This window comes from Bacillus sp. GBSW19, assembly GCF_002998655.1.
Classification (GTDB): Bacteria; Bacillota; Bacilli; order Bacillales; family Bacillaceae; genus Bacillus.
The window spans coordinates 535,769-553,866 of the sequence record NZ_PVRF01000001.1; the positions used below are offsets into that span (position 1 = coordinate 535,769).

The following is an 18,098-nucleotide window of genomic DNA, read 5'->3' on the forward strand; positions in this document are numbered from 1 at the left end:
GGAAGTTCTAAACATGCAATTGACTGAACTTTCCATCCGAAGTCAGAATTTATTCATACGTGATTATATAGAAGAAAAAAAAGAGATGACGACTTTTTTTGATTATGATATACATTCTGAGCACACATGGAAAAAGAGATACGACGATCTCATGGAAATGAGCTTCCCGCGCGAGGCTTTAGCGGATTATATGAGCGCATACCATGCAAAGTTTGAATCGGCAGCGATGCGTCAGAACATTGAAAAGATCCGTGATGAACGGAGTGTCATGGTGGTTGGAGGACAGCAGGCTGGTCTATTAACAGGACCGCTTTATACCATACATAAAATCATATCCATCATTCAGTTTGCAAAAGAAAAAGAAACAGAGCTTGGAGTCCCAGTGATTCCGGTCTTTTGGGTAGCCGGTGAGGATCATGACGTAGATGAAATTAATTTTGTGTACACGTCTGGCGAAAAAGAACCAGTGAAACAAAAGCTGCCATTAAATAACGTCAAAAAAGCGGCTGCGAAAAGAATCCCGCTTGATCAAGAAAAAACCGAGAAATGGCTCCGTGATGTGTTTTCAACATATGAAGAATCTGCGTACACCAATGACTTGCTCGATCAGCTTCTTCGATGTTTACGCAAATCACAAACCTTTACTGATTTCTTTGAATGGATTGTAAGTGACCTCTTTGAAGAAGATGGACTGCTTTTATTTAATTCAGGTGACTTAGGTGTAAAACCACTTGAGCGTGCGTTATTCAAGCACATTGTTGAGACAAATGATGCAGTCACTGCTCGCTTAAAAGACACGCAGGCCGCCATGAAACGAGCAGGATATCAGCCGATCATTGAAGCTGGTGACAGTCAGGCAAACCTATTTTACGAATATGATGAGGAACGTTTCCTAATTGAGAAAGAGAACGGCCGGTTTTCTATATCAGAAGTGGGGCTTACATGGACAAAGGAAGAGCTTCTGCAGGAAGTTGAGGAGCACCCAGAACGGTTTAGCAACAATGTGGTGACGCGTCCCTTGATGCAGGAAAGCCTTCTCCCAACACTTGCTTTTATGGCAGGACACGGTGAGGTTAACTATTGGGGAGAACTGAAAGGAATCTTTGAGCATTTTAAATTAAAGATGGCGCCTGTTCTTCCAAGACTGCATGTGACCATTCTTGAAAGGCACATCGACAAGAAACTGCCGGTTAGAGAACTGTCGGTAGAAGAAGTGCTGACAAGCGGAGTGAATGAAAAGAAAGAATCGCACTTTGAACAAAGTCTTCCAGACAGCTTTGTTCAAGCAGTTCAACAGGCCAAACGTGAATTAGCGAATGCTCATGGTGTGATGAGACAAGAAGCACTGGAGATTGAACCAAACTTCGAGCAGCTGCTAGATAAAAATGCCAAATTTATCGAAGACCAGCTTCAATTTGTTTATCAAAAGGTGGCGCAGCGTGTGGAAGAGAAGGAAGGATATATCCTTCGGGACTTTGAACGGATTGAAAATAGTTTAAAACCACTGGACGCCCCGCAAGAAAGAATTTGGAATATCATGTATTTTTTAAACAAATATGGACCAGAATTCTTCAAAACGTTCAAAAATCTGCCATTTTCATTTCAAAACAAGCAACAAATTGTCAAACTTTGAAATAAAGTTTTAATGAACCCTGACTAGTTCAGGGTTTTTTTTTATGTAGAAACAGTGTAGAATAAGTTTTGTGGAGAGAAGTGGTGGATAGTGGAGAGTAAGGGTGAGAAAGTGGGGCTCTGATTATCATGTTCATGGGTGAATACCAGCATACGATTGATACAAAAGGGCGCATGATCATCCCTGCTAAATTTAGAGACGGTCTCGGAGAACAGTTTGTGCTGACGAGAGGGCTTGATCAATGTTTATTTGGCTACCCTATGAGTGAGTGGAAACTAATCGAAGAGAAACTCAAAGCACTACCGCTAACGAAAAAAGATGCACGTGCGTTTACCCGGTTCTTCTTCTCTGGCGCAGTCGAATGCGATCTGGACAAGCAGGGGCGTATAAACATCGCATCAAACCTACTCCAATATGCAAAACTCGAAAAAGAATGTGTGGTCATCGGCGTTTCAAATCGAATTGAGTTGTGGAGTAAGTCGATCTGGGAACAATATACAGAAGAGCAAGAAGATTCTTTTGCTGAAATTGCTGAAAACATGATTGGATTTGATATATAATAATCCCTTGTGCAGCAAGCTTTCTACACATTCATTTCTATTTGAAAAAGGTGGGACCATAACATCATGTTTCAACATGAGACAGTATTATTAAAAGAAACAGTTGACGGTTTAAACGTAAAAGAAGACGGTACATATGTGGACTGCACGCTGGGCGGAGCAGGTCATAGCTCATATTTACTATCTCAATTATCAGAAAAAGGAACATTGATTGGATTTGACCAAGACGATGCTGCACTGGATCATGCACGAGAGAAGCTCGCGGATGCTAAAGCGAACATTCTTTTCATAAAAAGCAACTTCCGATATTTAAAAGAACGTCTGAATGAACAAGGTATTACAAGCGTAGACGGTGTGATTTTTGATCTTGGGGTTTCATCTCCTCAGCTCGACACACCAGAGAGAGGCTTTAGTTATCACCATGATGCACCTCTTGACATGCGAATGGATCAATCAGCCGCATTGTCGGCAAAAAAAGTGGTGAATGAATGGCCATTTGAAGATCTAGTTCGGATTTTCTACAAATATGGGGAAGAAAAATTCAGCAAGCAAATCGCACGCAAAATTGAAGAAGCAAGAAAAAAAGCGCCAATTGAAACAACGGGTGAGCTTGTCGACATTATCAAAGAAGGAATTCCGGCACCTGCAAGACGAACTGGCGGACATCCAGCGAAAAGAGTGTTTCAAGCGATTCGAATTGCCGTAAATGATGAATTGAAAGTATTTGAAGAAGCACTAGAACAAGCAATAGAGTTACTCAATCCGAAGGGGAGAATTTCTGTCATTACATTCCATTCACTTGAAGACCGGATTTGTAAAAGTACATTTAGAGAAATGTCTTCTCTTCCAGAACTTCCGCACGGACTACCAGTGATTCCAGAAGGACTTGAACCAAAGCTGAAGCTGATCACGAGAAAACCGATCGTTGCATCAGAACAAGAGCTGGAACATAACAACCGTGCCCGTTCAGCGAAGCTCCGAATTGCAGAAAAAAAGTAAAACGACACCATAGATGATGATAAAAAGGAGGTTTCTTATGAGTAATTTGGCTTATCAAAGAGAAGTGAAGCAACATCAAACAGAGCAGCAAGGCCAATCGGTTGTCATTAAAAGAAGAGGTTCTATCACACTTGGTGAAAAAATCTTACTTGTCATGTTTGTCATGGCTCTTATGTGCAGCTCCATTCTCATCATTTCTAAAGCCTTTGCTGTCTATCACGCCAATATTGAAGTGCAGAAATTAGAACAGCAAGTATCTTTAGAATCGAAGAAGATCACTGAGCTTCAAAAGGAAAAAGACTTGCTGAGTGAACCAGAAAGAATCATCGAAGCCGCGAAAAAAGCAGGCTTAAGCATATCGAAAGATGTTAAGAAGGTCGATTAACATGGCGATGCCTAAAAAGAATAAAATGATGAACAGAGGCGCGGCAATTGCAAGTATTTGCTTCGCCCTGTTTTTCTTTATCATCCTAGCACGTTTTATCTATATTCAGATTACAGGAACGGTTGATGGACAAGTGTTAGCCGCCAAGGCTAATGAACAATATCAATCGAAGAAAACACTTGAAGCCAAAAGAGGGTCTATTTTAGACCGGAATGGAAATGTGATTGCTGAGGATACATCTGTGTATAAGCTCATTGCGGTCATGAGCAAGAAAATGACAGTGGACCCTAAGCATCCAATGCATGTCGTCGATAAAGAAAAGACGGCAAAAGAGCTCTCAAAAGTCATCGACATGAGTGAAAATGAAATTTTAAAGCGTCTCAATACAAAAGATGCATTCCAAGTTGAGTTTGGTAAAGCGGGGAAAGATATTAGTTTTTCAACGAAGGAAAAAATTGAAAAGCTAAAGCTTCCAGGGGTCGCATTTGAAAAAGACACGAAGCGATATTATCCAAACGGCATGTTTGCTTCTAACCTGATCGGTTATGCCAGATTAGATGAGGCGACAAAGGACATGTCAGGTGCAATGGGACTTGAGAAGGCACTGAACAAATATTTAAAAGAGAAAGACGGCTATGTGACATATAACAGTGACAGAAGCGGATGGGCCTTGCCGAATAGTAAAGAAGACATTGTTGCCCCGAAAGACGGGAAAAACGTCACGCTGACCATCGATCAGAAAATTCAAGCGTTTCTTGAAGAAAGTATGACGCAGGTTGCCAAAAAGTATAAGCCGAAGAAAATCATTGCCACAGTCGTTGATCCGAAAACTGGAAAGGTTCTCGCGATGGGGCAGCGGCCAAGCTTTAATTTAAATGAACTAGACATTACGAATTATAACAATGATGTCATTTCATATGCGTTTGAACCAGGTTCAACGATGAAGATCTTTACCCTCGCTGCGGCGATCCAAGAAGGGGTCTACCAAGGCAGTGACAAATATCAATCTGGTACTTATAAAGTAGGCGGCGGCCTTGTGAGAGACCACAACAATGGAAATGGCTGGGGGAAAATTGACTTTCATCAAGGGGTTCTTCGCTCATCAAACGTGGCCTTTGCAAAGCTGGCGAAAGAAAAACTAGGCTTCACACGATACGAACAATATTTGCAGAAGTTCCATTTCTATGACAAAACGGGGATTGACTTGCCGAACGAAGCGTCTAGCAAAATCAATTATAGATACGAATATGACAAAGCATCGACGGCTTATGGTCAAGCGTCAGCCATCACACCGATTCAACAAATCGAAGCAGCCACAGCGATAGCAAACGGCGGAACAATGATGAAGCCATATGTCATTGACCATATTACAGACCCGAATACAAACAAAACGATTTTGCAGCACGAACCAACAGCAGCAGGAAAACCGATTTCATCTGATACAGCGAAGCAAGTTCGCGACATATTAGGTGAGGTTGTTTCCTCAAAAATTGGAACAGGTCAGCCTTACCAAATCAAAGGCTTCGACGTTGCTGGAAAAACAGGAACGGGGCAAATTGGCGGTGCCGGCGGTTACCTCCAAGGAAGAAACGATTACGTCTTTTCATTTATGGGAATGGCGCCAAAAGATGATCCGAAGCTGCTTGTTTATGTAGCTGTACAGCAGCCGCAGCTGTCTGAAACAGAAACAGGGTCTGCCCCGGTTTCTCAAATCTTTAACCCTGTGATGAAAAATAGTCTGCTATATTTAAATATTGCACCAACAAAAACAGACGATAAAAAATCAGGCGCAGAAAAAGTGAAACAAGAAACGATGCCTTCATTCCTGGATTTAGAAGTGAAGCAGGCGGAAACAGAAGCCAAAAATAAACACTTAGCGCCTGTTGTCATTGGAGACGGCCTCTCCATTAAACGCCAGTGGCCGAGTGCGGGCTCTGAATTCTCTGAAAGCCAGAAAGTCTTCTTGAAAACAGCAGGGAAAACCATTAAGATGCCTGATATGACAGGCTGGTCCAGAAGGGAAGTCCTTCAATATGCTTCGATTTCCGGTGTGCATATAGAAACAAATGGACAAGGATATGCTGTAAAACAAAGTGTCAAAAGTGGAGCGGAGATTTCAGACAAAGTCGTCACTGTGACATTTAAAAGCCCAAATTAACTTTAAACCTAGCAAACCGCTTGCTAGGTTTTTTCTTTTGCTCCAGCTGAATATCACGTAGCGTTCTACAAAAGGACGGGCCTGCATATGATGAAAACAAGCCATATGTAAGGAGTGAACCGGGCGTGCGAGTGTCAAGTGTAACAGTGAGAAAACGATTGCTTTTCGTGCTGCTGTTTGGGGTGATCATTTTTTTCATCATAGATACTAGATTAGGATATGTACAGTTTATAATGGGCGAGAAGCTGACAAGCTTAGCAAAAGATTCATGGAGCCGAAACCTTCCATTCGAACCGGAACGGGGAGATATTTTGGACCGGAATGGGGTAGAGCTTGCGACGAACAAAAGTGCCCCATCTATATTGGTCGTCCCTCGGCAAATTAAAGATCCCGCAGAAACAAGCAAGAAATTGGCAGCAGTACTGAATATGTCTGAAGAGAAAGCGTACAAGCATGTCACGAAGAAAACATCAATTGAACGAATTTCTCCTGAGGGCAGAAAGGTATCTCATGAAAAAGCAAAAGAAGTAAGAGAGCTTGATTTAGAAGGCGTGTATGTAGCAGAAGACAGCATCAGACATTATCCGTTTGGCAGCTTTCTTTCACATGTACTGGGCTTTGCTGGAATCGATAATCAAGGTTTACTTGGACTGGAAGCCTACTATGACGATGATCTAAAAGGCGAAAAAGGTTCTGTGAAGTTTTATTCCGATGCAAAAGGGCAGAAAATGCCAGATGAAGCAGACGATTATACACCGCCTAAAGATGGTCTTGATATGAAATTAACAGTCGATTCAAAAGTACAAACCATCATAGAACGAGAATTAGACAACGCGCAGGCAAAGTATAATCCAGATGGTATGATTGCGATTGCGATGAATCCGAAAAATGGTGAAGTGCTGGGAATGTCAAGCAGACCAGATTTTGATCCAGCTGACTATCAATCAGTTGACCCAAAAGTGTTTAACCGAAATCTTCCGGTGTGGAGCACATATGAGCCGGGTTCGACGTTTAAAATTATTACACTTGCAGCAGCATTAGAAGAAAAGAAAGTAAATTTAAAGCGCGATTCATTTTTTGACAGCGGATCTGTGACAGTTGATGGTGCAAGACTTAGGTGCTGGAAAAAAGGCGGGCACGGATCACAGTCATTCTTGGAAGTGGTTCAAAATTCCTGTAACCCCGGCTTTGTAGAGCTAGGAGACCGTCTTGGGAAAGATAAATTATTTTCCTATATTAAAAATTTCGGATTTGGCCAAAAAACAGGAATCGACCTTCAAGGGGAAGGGCGGGGGATTTTGTTCCCGCTTGATCGTGTAGGTCCTGTAGAGCAGGCGACCACGGCCTTTGGGCAAGGTGTATCTGTTACGCCGATTCAGCAAGTAGCTGCAGTAGCAGCTGCGGTAAATGGCGGGACACTTTACACGCCTTATATTGCAAAAGAATGGATAGATCCAATCACAAAAGAGGTCGTGAAAAAGCAATCACCGATTGCCAAAAAGAAAGTGATTTCAGCAGAGACATCTAAAGAAATCAGGTTTGCACTTGAAAGTGTAGTCGCCCAAGGAACTGGCCGAAATGCATTTGTTGAAGGGTATCGGGTCGGCGGAAAAACAGGAACAGCACAGAAGGTAAAGGACGGAAAGTATATGGAGAATAACCATATTGTGTCGTTTATCGGATTTGCGCCTGCAGATGACCCAAGTATTGTAGTCTATGTGGCTGTGGATAACCCAAAAGGCACCATTCAATTTGGTGGTACCGTGGCCGCACCAATTGTTGGTCATATTATGCGGGACAGCCTGCCAGAGATGGGTGTGAAAAAAAGAAAAGGGCAAATTGAAAAGAAGTACCAGTGGCTGGACACAAAAACCATTGAAGTACCGAATCTTGTAGGAGGATCTGTTTCAGATCTTGAAACCCTCTTGATCAACCTAAAGATCGATGCCTCAGGAACTGGCAGTAAAGTAGTGAAGCAATCACCTGCTGCTGGGACAAAGGTCAAAGAAGGCTCCACGATCAGATTATACTTAAACGATGAATAATAAAGAATGAACAGAGGGTAGCCGCACTCATTCGGCTGCCTCTTTTTGTTGAAAGAGAAGAACCGTTTGAAAAAAAGAGTCCAAAGTGTGTTTTTTCCAACAGAAACTTAAGGAATACGCTGGATGTATCCTTTTTTTTACGATAAAATATAGACTGTGTGTTTTTTTCACAAGACATGCACGTGAACGAATTTGAGAGGTTTGATATGAAAATGAAATTACAAGAACTGCTTACATACTTTAAAAGTGAAAACAACGAATTGATAAACGAAAATCCTGATATCACTTCCATTGAAATGGATTCAAGAGAGGTGAAAAAGGGAAGCCTTTTTGTCTGTATAAAAGGCTATACAGTAGATGGACACGATTATGCTGAAAAAGCGGTGAAAAGCGGGGCTGCAGCAATTGTAGCGGAACACCCTCTTAACATAACAGATGTACCAGTCATTATTGTGAAACACTCTCAAAGAGCACTTGCAAGAATAGCTGATGCGTTTTATGGACAGCCAACTCATAAGCTGAATCTCATCGGGATCACAGGTACAAACGGAAAAACCTCAACAACACACATGATCGAACAAATGATGAGAAAAGCCGAAAAGAAAACAGGCTTAATCGGTACAATGTATATGAAGGTGAATGATGACATTCTCGACGTGAAAAACACCACACCTGAAAGTGTCACACTTCAGAAAACGTTTAAACAGATGCTTGATCAAGATGTAGATACAGCCATTATGGAAGTATCATCACATGCACTCCATCTTGGCAGGGTGCATGGATGTGATTATGATATTGCTGTTTTCACAAACCTTACACAGGATCATCTTGACTACCACAACACAATGGAAGAATATAAACACGCGAAAAGCTTGCTATTTTCTCAGCTCGGAAGCGCCTTTCATCACAATAAACCCAAGCATGCGATTTTAAATGCAGATGATGAGGCTTCGAGTTATTTTGAAAAAGTCACAGCTGCTGAAGTCATGACGTATGCCTTAGAGCAAAAAGCAGATGTCATGGCAAAGAATATTCAAATTATGCCAAAAGGAACTCAATTTGATTTGGTCACTCCAATTGGCACCAAGAATGTGACGGTTGCCCTCGTCGGAAAGTTCAATGTGTATAATATCCTGGCAGCTGTATCAGTCGGGATCGTATCTGGCTTAACGTTTGAGTCGATCGTTAGTGCGATTGAAGAGTTGGAGGGAGTCAAAGGCAGATTTGAACTTGTAAACTGCGATCAAGATTTCCCTGTCATTGTCGATTACGCGCATACACCTGACAGTTTAGAAAATGTCCTCACAACGTGTAGAGAATTAACAGAGGGCAAAATTTTCTGTGTGATTGGCTGCGGCGGCGACCGTGATAAAACAAAGCGTCCTCAAATGGCCCAAATCGCTGTGAAATATGCAGATGAACCTGTATTTACATCAGACAACCCAAGAAGCGAAGATCCTTCAGCCATTTTAAAAGATATGGAAAATGGGGTGCCAGACGCGTATTATCATAGCTTTGTGAATCGGAAACAAGCCATCTTCTTTGCCATTGCCAATGCGAAAAAAGGCGATACAGTCTTAATAGCGGGTAAAGGCCATGAGACATATCAAATCATTGGCGATCAAGTCTATGACTTTGATGATGCAAAGGTTGCAGTTGACGCTATTTTAGATCTAAACAAATCTTAAAATGATGAAAAGAGTGTAATGAAATGAAGCATTTTGTACAAAAACAACATACGAAGAACGCGAATGAATACCATAATAATGAATGCAATTTTCTGATGGAAAACGGCTTTGGAAATTCGGAAGGAGTAAAGAACGATGCTTGAACAGGTGATATTGTTTACAATCATAATGGGATTTTTAATCAGTGTTCTTTTATCCCCGATTTTTATACCGTTTTTAAGAAGACTTAAATTTGGTCAAAGTATTAGAGAAGAAGGCCCGCAGTCTCACCAAAAGAAATCTGGTACTCCGACAATGGGCGGAATTATGATTATCTTTTCTATCACCATTACAACGATTGTGATGATCAACAAATTCTCTGAGATTAGTCCAGAAATGTTTTTACTGTTATTTGTCACACTTGGTTACGGCCTATTAGGATTTTTAGATGATTATATTAAAGTAGCGATGAAACGAAATCTTGGATTAACATCGAAACAGAAATTAATCGGTCAAATTGTGATCGCAGTGATCTTTTATGCAGTTTTCCATTATTATCAGTTTGCAACGACGATTCGCATTCCAGGAACAGACGTCAGCTTTGATTTAGGATGGGCTTACTTTATCCTTGTCGTTTTCATGCTTGTCGGAGGTTCTAATGCCGTGAACTTAACGGATGGACTGGATGGTCTCTTATCTGGAACCGCTGCTATTGCTTTCGGAGCTTTTGCCATACTGGCTTGGAATCAATCCCAGTATGATGTAGCGATCTTTTCAGTAGCTGTTGCAGGAGCCGTCCTTGGTTTCCTTGTGTTTAACGCACATCCTGCAAAAGTATTTATGGGTGATACAGGTTCTCTAGCATTAGGCGGAGCCATTGTAGCAATTGCGATTTTAACGAAGCTTGAAATTTTACTTGTCATTATTGGTGGAGTATTTGTTGTTGAGACGCTATCCGTTATTCTTCAAGTGATCTCCTTTAAAACAACCGGCAAAAGAATCTTTAAGATGAGTCCGCTTCACCACCACTATGAGTTAGTTGGCTGGTCAGAGTGGAGAGTAGTTGTCACCTTCTGGACAGCTGGTTTATTACTTGCTGTTTTAGGAATTTACATCGAGGTGTGGTTATAATTGAATAAGATGCAAATGTTAAAAAACGAACATGTACTAGTATTAGGTCTTGCAAAAAGCGGATATGCGGCAGCTTCAATTCTTCATGAACATGGAGTAAATGTGACGGTAAATGATCAAAAACCGTTTGAAGAAAACGAACCTGCTCAGCTACTTTCTGAAAAGGGGATTGATGTCGTTTGTGGCAGTCATCCTCTTCGTATATTCGAAGATAAAGAAATTACGATTTTAATTAAAAATCCAGGAATTCCATATGAAAATGTGATGGTTCAAGAAGCGCTTCGCCGCCAAATTCCAGTTTGGACGGAAATAGAATTAGCGTATCATTTAACCTCATCCTCTTTTATTGGGATTACTGGATCGAATGGAAAAACCACTACCACGACTTTGATTTATGAAATGCTGAAAAAAGACAGCCAAAAAACATTAGTGGCGGGTAATATTGGAACAGTTGCCAGCGAAGTCGCTGCAAATGCAGCTGGCGATGAGTGGATCGTAACGGAACTCTCTTCTTTTCAGTTAATGGGAACAGTTGAGTTTAGACCTAAAATCAGCTTAATATTAAATATTTTTGATGCACATTTAGACTATCACCACACTCGTGATGAGTATGAAAAAGCAAAGCAGAAAGTATTCGCACATCAACATGAAGATGATATCGCTGTAATTAACCTAGATGATCCATCGGTCGTAAAACTGGCAGAAGGTTCAAAAGCAAAAAAAGTGTTTTTCTCAGTGAAAGAGCCAGTAGAACATGGTGCGTTTATTCAACATGGTGCAATTTATTACATGAATGAACATATCATTGATGTAAAGGATGTTGTCCTTCCTGGTGAGCATAACCAAGAAAACATTCTGGCAGCTATTTGTGTTGTGAAAAATGCAGGCTGCTCAAATGAAGCAATCGTACACGTTCTCACGACATTTAGTGGAGTGAAGCATCGTCTGCAGTTTGTAGATACAATTCAAAGTCGGAAATTTTATAACGATAGTAAAGCAACCAATATTTTGGCAACAAGTAAAGCATTGTCAGCCTTCGAACAACCGACCATTTTATTAGCAGGTGGACTTGATCGCGGCAATGAATTTGATGAATTGAAACCTTTCATGAAAAATGTAAAAGGAATTATCACATTTGGTGAGACTGCACCTAAGTTTGTGAAGCTTGGTGAAGAGCTTGGAATACATCACGTAAAACATGTCGATAATGTTGAACAAGCAGTACCTGCGGCGTTTAACATATCTGAAGAAGAAGACGTGATTTTATTATCTCCGGCTTGTGCAAGCTGGGATCAACATAAAACATTTGAAGAACGTGGAGACATGTTTGTAAACGCCGTGCATATGCTTAAATAAGGGCTTGTCTCTCATATGACTGACAGCCCAAATGAAATTATGCTTGGGGTGTCGGTCTCTTGACGAATAAGAAAACTTCTCCGGATTTTTTGCTTGTTGTCATTACGTTACTTTTATTGACGATTGGTTTAATTATGGTGTACAGCGCTAGTGCTGTGTGGGCATCGTATAAATTTGATGATTCGTTTTATTTTGCAAAAAGACAGCTTTTGTTTGCCGGAATCGGAGTTATCGCAATGTTTTTCATTATGCGAGTCGATTATTGGACGTGGCGGACTTGGTCAAAGATATTGATTGCTGTTTGTTTTCTCCTTTTGCTGCTTGTACTCATTCCTGGTATCGGTATGGAGAGAAATGGATCAAGAAGCTGGATCGGTGTCGGTGCGTTTAGTATTCAGCCCTCTGAATTTATGAAGCTTGCGATGATTGCGTTTCTTGCAAAATTCTTATCTGAAAAACAAAAAAATATCACATCCTTTCGCAAAGGTTTTGCCCCAGCTTTAGGCATTGTATTTTCTGCATTTGCCATCATTATGCTTCAGCCGGATCTGGGAACAGGAACGGTGATGGTTGGAACCTGTATTATTATGATATTTGTTTCAGGTGCGAGAATTGCTCACTTTATATTTCTCGGTCTTATAGGACTCAGCGGGTTTGCTGCACTTGTCTTATCAGCACCCTACCGAATAAAACGAATTACATCGTACTTAAATCCTTGGGAAGATCCGCTAGGCAGTGGGTTTCAAATTATTCAATCCTTATACGCTGTTGGTCCAGGTGGTCTTTTCGGAATGGGACTTGGTCAAAGTAGACAAAAATTCTTCTATTTACCTGAGCCCCAAACGGACTTCATCTTTGCGATATTGTCTGAAGAGCTTGGCTTTATAGGGGGATCACTCATTTTACTCCTCTTTAGTGTTCTATTATGGAGAGGCATACGAATAGCACTTGGAGCCCCAGATTTATATGGAAGTTTCCTGGCAGTTGGTATTATTTCAATGGTGGCCATTCAAGTAATGATTAACATCGCAGTTGTCACTGGACTTATTCCTGTGACAGGTATCACGCTCCCATTCCTTAGTTATGGCGGCTCATCACTGACATTAATGCTGATGGCGATTGGCGTACTTTTGAATGTAAGCAGGTACGCAAGATATTAACGTGCTGAAGCTCATGAAACCATGTTGACGTTTATTTTGCAAAAGTACAAAAAAATGATTTGAAGAGTGAAAATGACAGTTTTTGTTTCGAAAACGTGTTTTTTGACTCTTCTTTACAGGTTTTAACGGAGCCCTGTTGTTTAAAACAGGGTTTATACTTTGTTCAGAGCAGAAAAAAATTGAGGGGAAATGGTATAATGCGTATAGTAATCAGTGGAGGCGGAACAGGCGGACATATTTATCCGGCCTTAGCCTTTATTAAAGAAGTGAAAAGACTGCATCCTGATGTGGAATTTTTATATATCGGTACTGAAAATGGACTTGAAAAGAAAATTGTAGAAAGAGAAAATATCCCTTTCAAGGCGATAGAAATTTCAGGTTTTAAACGAAAGCTTTCCTTTGATAACGTCAAAACGGTGATGAGATTTTTGAAAGGCGTTCAAAAAAGCAAATCTTACTTAAAAGAATTCAAACCTGATGCGGTCATTGGAACAGGCGGTTATGTGTGTGGGCCTGTGGTTTATGCGGCTTCTAAGCTGAAGATCCCGACTATTATACACGAACAAAACAGCCTGCCTGGTATTACAAATAAGTTCCTAGCGAGATATGTTAATAAAGTAGCCATCTGCTTTGACGAAGCAAAGGCACATTTTCCTTCTGAAAAGGTTGTATTTACGGGAAACCCTAGAGCCTCTGAAGTCGTCTCTATAAAAGAGGGGAAATCTCTTAAAGAATTTGGGCTCGATGAACAGAAAAAAACGGTTCTTATTTTCGGCGGGAGCCGAGGTGCTGCTCCTATCAATAGAGCAGTGATCGAAATGCAAGATGATTTAAAGGCTAAAAACTACCAGCTTTTATATATCACAGGTGAGGTTCATTATGAAAAAGTGTTGAATGAGCTAAAGGAAAAAGGTGCAGCACCTAATATGATCACAAAACCTTTCTTACATCAAATGCCGGAGTACCTGAAATCGATCGATGTGATTGTTGCAAGAGCGGGAGCTACAACAATTGCTGAAGTAACGGCTCTTGGAATCCCAACCATTTTTATTCCGAGCCCATACGTGACGGCAAATCATCAGGAAATCAATGCAAGATCACTTGAAAAACATGATGCTGCGATTGTTTTAAGAGAATCAGAGCTTTCAGGGGATCGTCTGCTGCATGCAATTGATGAAATTGCCGGTAATGAAGAAAAACTCAACCAAATGAGCCGTTTAACGAAAGAACTCGGAGTACCAGATGCGGCTGCACGTTTATATAATGTGTTAAAAGATATTACGACTACATGATGGAATGATATTAGGTAAGGCGGAGGGTAATATGGAGAACTTGAAGAATGAATTATTAGAAGCGCAAGTTGGTAAAGTACTTGAAAATGAGCCGCTTGCTAATCATACAACAATGAAAATAGGCGGACCAGCAGATCTTTTGATCATCCCAAAAGATATCGATGCAGTTAAAACGATCATGGATCAGGTGAAAAAACACCATACGAATTGGACGGTCATTGGAAGAGGATCGAATTTACTTGTACTTGATAAGGGAATTCGTGGAGTTGTTCTCAAGCTAGGTGCTGGACTGGATCACCTAACTGTAAATGATGAAGAAATTACAGTTGGCGGCGGCTATTCTGTCGTAAGGCTCGCGACATCTCTTAGTAAGCAGGGTCTTTCAGGGTTGGAATTCGCAGCTGGTATTCCAGGGTCTATTGGAGGCGCTGTTTATATGAACGCAGGTGCACATGGATCTGATATCAGTAAGATTCTTGTGAAAGCTAGAATCTTATTTGAAGATGGAAGCATCGAGTGGCTCACAAATGAACAGATGAATTTCAGCTATCGAACATCAGTCCTTCAAAAAGAACGACCTGGCATTGTTCTCGAAGCCGTGTTTAAGCTCAAACAGGATGATCGCGAAAAAATCACAAAGAAAATGCAGCAAAATAAAGATTATCGTAAAGAAACCCAGCCTTATAACCGGCCATGTGCTGGCAGTATTTTTCGAAATCCGCTGCCTGAATATGCAGGACAGCTTGTAGAAAAAGCGAATTTAAAAGGATACCAAATCGGCGGAGCTAGAATTTCCGATATGCACGGCAACTTTATAGTCAACGCTGGTGGAGCTACTGCTCAAGACGTGCTGGACCTAATTCAGTACATCCAAAAGAAAATTAAAGAAGACTACAACGTAGATATGCATACAGAGGTAGAAATTATCGGTGAAGAAAATTAACAGCTAGTTTTTATGAATGATGGCATCACAGGAAAACAAACGGCATGAAAGAATGCCGTTTGTTTTCTCATCAAAATGATGACCCAAAGATGTGGACAAGCAGCTTTGAATGAGGTGAAGAGTATATATGCGGCCTGATCATGAAAATGAAAAGATCGTCAATATAGAAGAGCGAATTCCTAAAATTAAAGAACAAAGGAAGCAAAAAGCGAATCGTAGACTGATCTCTTTTATACTACTGTTTTTTATCATGGTTTTAATTATTATTTATTTGCAAACACCAATCAGCAAAATTTCTTCTTTAACCATCACAGGTAACGAGCATGTCTCTACAAAACAGCTTGTTAAACTTTCACAAATTAAAGAAGGCGAAACAGAGTTTTGGAATTTAAATAAAGATATAACAGCAGATCATATTAAACAAAATAAACTGATTAAAAGCGTTAGGATCAAAAAGCATTTCCCAAATAAGGTCAGTATTGCTGTCAAAGAATATGCAAATATTGCGTATCTTCAAAAGGGAAATCTATATTATGAGCTTCTTGAAAATGGGACCGCTTTACCAGAAGAAGTTACACCGAGTCATGCAGGACCTATTTTTGTCGATTGGGACAACAAGGAGAAGCTGAAGCAAACCGTTAGATCTTTAAATCAGCTGCCAGCCTCTATTCAGGAACTCATCTCAGAAGTATATTATGTGCCGACAAATTCAAACCAGTGGCTAGTTAAATTTTATATGAATGACGGAAACACTGTGATTGCATCAATTAAAACATTCGGTGATAAAATGAAAACCTATCCAGCCATTGTAAAAGAACTTTCGTCTTCTGAAAAAGGCACAATCCATATGGAAGTCGCTACGTATTTTGAAGCGTTTAAATCTAAGAAAAAGGAAGATGAGCGTTGAGAGGCAAAACAGTTATATTCTCAATTGTCATGCTTGTTCTTGGTTTTCTGATTTCTTTTTCATACCAATATACAAAGCAGCATCAGGCAGATGTCATTCGAACAGAGCAATGGAAAAAAGAATACTCTCTGAAAAGTCAGCTCACAAAGCAAGAAAAGGCGAATCAGAAACTCGAAAAAGAATTATATAGTCTTCAATCAAAGGTTCAAGCGACAGAGTCCAATTTGAAAAATGAAAAAGAGCAGTATTTTAATGTACTGGAAGATGTTGAGAAATACAGAATGTTTACAGGAGAGATTGGTGTAAAAGGAAAAGGGGTCAATGTATCTCTTGAAGATGCATCTTATATCCCGAGTGGACAAAATGTCAATAATTACATTGTGCATGAGAGCCACATTTTTCATGTGATAAACGAACTATTTATATCAGGGGCTTCTGCTGTATCTATTAATGGGCAAAGAATCACACACCAATCATACATACATTGTAATGGTCCAGTTGTCACTGTTGATGGTGTTCAGCATCCAGCACCATTTGTCATTTCTGGTATTGGAGATCCGGCTGTGTTAATACCTGCTTTAAATATTGCAGGAGGAGTGGTCGATCAGCTGACAAGTGATCACATTTCAATGACGATTGAGAAAACGGATATTCGTATGAACCCTCTTTTAAGAAACAAAGATTAAAAGTGAAAAGGTGAGTGGTGTTGAGGAAAAAGAAGCCTTTACTTAGTTTAACAGCTTTAATGATCATATTTGGCATCATGGTCTCCATCCAGTTTAATTCTTTACAAAAGCCCAAAGTTCGTGATACTCGTGATGTTTGGGAACTGAGAGAGGATTTATCTGCATCTAAAAGTAAGGAATTGGATTTGCTCAAAGAAATTGATAAATACGACGAGATGCTAAAAAAATATGGTCATCAAGGAGATCAATCAAAAGAAGCACAATTAACAAAAACGTTAAAAGATTTAAAAGAAAAGGCTGGTTTTACAGAAGTGGAAGGGGAGGGGATTGAAATTGAAATTTCTCAGCTTTTTTCAAAGGACCTTACCGGAGAAGAAGTGAAAAATATCCCGCCTGATCTTCTGAAAAAGTTAATTAATGAAGCCAATATGTTTGGGGCAAAACATATTTCCATCAATGATCGCCGTGTAATTAATACAAGTGTGATTCGAGATATTAATGGCACGACAAAAATAGATGGTTACAGCTTAGATAGTGATGAAGTCAACATTAAAATGATTAGTGAGCAGGCCGACAAATTATACAGCCGTTTAAATGTATCAGATATTGGTGATTTGTTTGCTCAGGAAAACTTCAGCTTGAGTATGAGCCAGCCGAAGAAAAAAATCCATTTAAAAGCATATGACGGTGCAATTCAAGTAAACGAATTGAAGCCTCTTGAAGATGTAAAGGAGGGAAAATCTTAATGTGGCTTCCTGTACTTGGCTTAATCATAGGAGTTGCGATCGGTTTCTTAACAAATTTTACGATACCGAATGAGTATTCTAACTATCTTTCCCTCGCTGTACTTGCTGCGCTTGATACATTGATTGGTGGAATCCGAGCACATCTGCAAGGGGCATACGATGAACTAGTGTTTGTATCAGGCTTCTTCTTTAATATTATACTCGCAATAAGTTTAGCTTTTCTGGGCGTCCATCTTGGTGTAGACTTGTACTTAGTCGGAATGTTTGCATTCGGCGTTAGATTGTTTCAAAATATAGCAGTTATCAGAAGAATTCTACTAACAAAATGGACAATTTCAAGAGAAAAAAAGAAAAAAAGTGAGTCATAAAAAAGGATATACATATGATGTAACGAATATTTTCAGTAATCCTAATAAAAAATGTTGATTTT

The 18,098-nt window shown here is 40.1% G+C and carries 16 protein-coding genes; all 16 read left to right on the forward strand.

Going from position 1 to position 18,098, the window contains the following annotated elements:
* Positions 1-13: 13 nt before the first annotated feature.
* Positions 14-1,633, forward strand: coding sequence for a bacillithiol biosynthesis cysteine-adding enzyme BshC (gene bshC, locus C6344_RS02890; RefSeq protein ID WP_106072701.1), 1,620 nt, complete (start codon positions 14-16; stop codon positions 1,631-1,633).
* 128 nt (positions 1,634-1,761) lie between these two features.
* Entirely contained in the window at positions 1,762-2,193 is a 432-nt protein-coding gene (gene mraZ, locus C6344_RS02895; protein ID WP_003211163.1) for a division/cell wall cluster transcriptional repressor MraZ, read from the forward strand.
* A 66-nt stretch (positions 2,194-2,259) separates the two neighbouring features.
* Positions 2,260-3,192 (forward strand): 16S rRNA (cytosine(1402)-N(4))-methyltransferase RsmH, encoded by a 933-nt coding sequence (gene rsmH, locus C6344_RS02900; protein WP_034662564.1) that lies wholly within the window; start codon positions 2,260-2,262, stop codon positions 3,190-3,192.
* Between the two features lie 37 nt (positions 3,193-3,229).
* Entirely contained in the window at positions 3,230-3,577 is a 348-nt protein-coding gene (ftsL, locus tag C6344_RS02905; RefSeq protein WP_012009864.1) for a cell division protein FtsL, read from the forward strand.
* A 7-nt stretch (positions 3,578-3,584) separates the two neighbouring features.
* Positions 3,585-5,735, forward strand: a complete 2,151-nt coding sequence (locus C6344_RS02910; protein WP_060596402.1) for a penicillin-binding protein — start codon at positions 3,585-3,587, stop codon at positions 5,733-5,735.
* 125 nt (positions 5,736-5,860) lie between these two features.
* The gene (locus tag C6344_RS02920) at positions 5,861-7,780 is read left to right on the forward strand and encodes a stage V sporulation protein D (protein ID WP_060596190.1); all 1,920 of its coding nucleotides are present in this window, start codon (positions 5,861-5,863) and stop codon (positions 7,778-7,780) included.
* 212 nt (positions 7,781-7,992) lie between these two features.
* Positions 7,993-9,468, forward strand: a complete 1,476-nt coding sequence (locus C6344_RS02925; protein WP_066031763.1) for a UDP-N-acetylmuramoyl-L-alanyl-D-glutamate--2,6-diaminopimelate ligase — start codon at positions 7,993-7,995, stop codon at positions 9,466-9,468.
* Positions 9,469-9,603: 135 nt separating this feature from the next.
* A complete protein-coding gene (mraY, locus tag C6344_RS02930; RefSeq protein ID WP_003211854.1) occupies positions 9,604-10,578 on the forward strand; it encodes a phospho-N-acetylmuramoyl-pentapeptide-transferase in 975 nt (324 codons plus the stop codon).
* A 9-nt stretch (positions 10,579-10,587) separates the two neighbouring features.
* Positions 10,588-11,934: a UDP-N-acetylmuramoyl-L-alanine--D-glutamate ligase gene (gene murD / locus C6344_RS02935; RefSeq protein ID WP_374955731.1), complete on the forward strand. Its 1,347-nt coding sequence runs from the start codon at positions 10,588-10,590 to the stop codon at positions 11,932-11,934.
* A 59-nt stretch (positions 11,935-11,993) separates the two neighbouring features.
* Positions 11,994-13,094: a stage V sporulation protein E gene (gene spoVE, locus C6344_RS02940; protein WP_003212197.1), complete on the forward strand. Its 1,101-nt coding sequence runs from the start codon at positions 11,994-11,996 to the stop codon at positions 13,092-13,094.
* 197 nt (positions 13,095-13,291) lie between these two features.
* Positions 13,292-14,386: an undecaprenyldiphospho-muramoylpentapeptide beta-N-acetylglucosaminyltransferase gene (gene murG, locus C6344_RS02945; protein ID WP_066030946.1), complete on the forward strand. Its 1,095-nt coding sequence runs from the start codon at positions 13,292-13,294 to the stop codon at positions 14,384-14,386.
* 31 nt (positions 14,387-14,417) lie between these two features.
* Complete coding sequence (murB, locus tag C6344_RS02950) at positions 14,418-15,329, forward strand: UDP-N-acetylmuramate dehydrogenase (protein WP_034662552.1); 912 nt, start codon at positions 14,418-14,420, stop codon at positions 15,327-15,329.
* Positions 15,330-15,456: 127 nt separating this feature from the next.
* Positions 15,457-16,236, forward strand: coding sequence for a cell division protein FtsQ/DivIB (locus tag C6344_RS02955; protein ID WP_060596191.1), 780 nt, complete (start codon positions 15,457-15,459; stop codon positions 16,234-16,236).
* A complete protein-coding gene (locus tag C6344_RS02960; RefSeq protein WP_106036774.1) occupies positions 16,233-16,922 on the forward strand; it encodes a DUF881 domain-containing protein in 690 nt (229 codons plus the stop codon). Before C6344_RS02955 ends, C6344_RS02960 begins: the two co-directional genes overlap by 4 nt.
* Before the next feature lie 20 nt (positions 16,923-16,942).
* Positions 16,943-17,668 (forward strand): DUF881 domain-containing protein, encoded by a 726-nt coding sequence (locus C6344_RS02965; protein ID WP_066030945.1) that lies wholly within the window; start codon positions 16,943-16,945, stop codon positions 17,666-17,668.
* Entirely contained in the window at positions 17,668-18,036 is a 369-nt protein-coding gene (locus C6344_RS02970; RefSeq protein ID WP_003210988.1) for a small basic family protein, read from the forward strand. Before C6344_RS02965 ends, C6344_RS02970 begins: the two co-directional genes overlap by 1 nt.
* The last annotated feature ends 62 nt before the right edge of the window (positions 18,037-18,098 follow it).

Coding starts and splice junctions, on each gene's coding strand:
- C6344_RS02910 (WP_060596402.1), top strand. CDS start 3,585: ATGCCTAAAAAGAATAAAATGATGAACAGAGGCGCGGCAATTGCAAGT.
- mraZ (WP_003211163.1), top strand. CDS start 1,762: ATGTTCATGGGTGAATACCAGCATACGATTGATACAAAAGGGCGCATG.
- bshC (WP_106072701.1), top strand. CDS start 14: ATGCAATTGACTGAACTTTCCATCCGAAGTCAGAATTTATTCATACGT.
- ftsL (WP_012009864.1), top strand. CDS start 3,230: ATGAGTAATTTGGCTTATCAAAGAGAAGTGAAGCAACATCAAACAGAG.
- murG (WP_066030946.1), top strand. CDS start 13,292: ATGCGTATAGTAATCAGTGGAGGCGGAACAGGCGGACATATTTATCCG.
- C6344_RS02925 (WP_066031763.1), top strand. CDS start 7,993: ATGAAATTACAAGAACTGCTTACATACTTTAAAAGTGAAAACAACGAA.
- mraY (WP_003211854.1), top strand. CDS start 9,604: ATGCTTGAACAGGTGATATTGTTTACAATCATAATGGGATTTTTAATC.
- C6344_RS02970 (WP_003210988.1), top strand. CDS start 17,668: ATGTGGCTTCCTGTACTTGGCTTAATCATAGGAGTTGCGATCGGTTTC.
- murD (WP_374955731.1), top strand. CDS start 10,588: ATGCAAATGTTAAAAAACGAACATGTACTAGTATTAGGTCTTGCAAAA.
- C6344_RS02955 (WP_060596191.1), top strand. CDS start 15,457: ATGCGGCCTGATCATGAAAATGAAAAGATCGTCAATATAGAAGAGCGA.
- rsmH (WP_034662564.1), top strand. CDS start 2,260: ATGTTTCAACATGAGACAGTATTATTAAAAGAAACAGTTGACGGTTTA.
- murB (WP_034662552.1), top strand. CDS start 14,418: ATGGAGAACTTGAAGAATGAATTATTAGAAGCGCAAGTTGGTAAAGTA.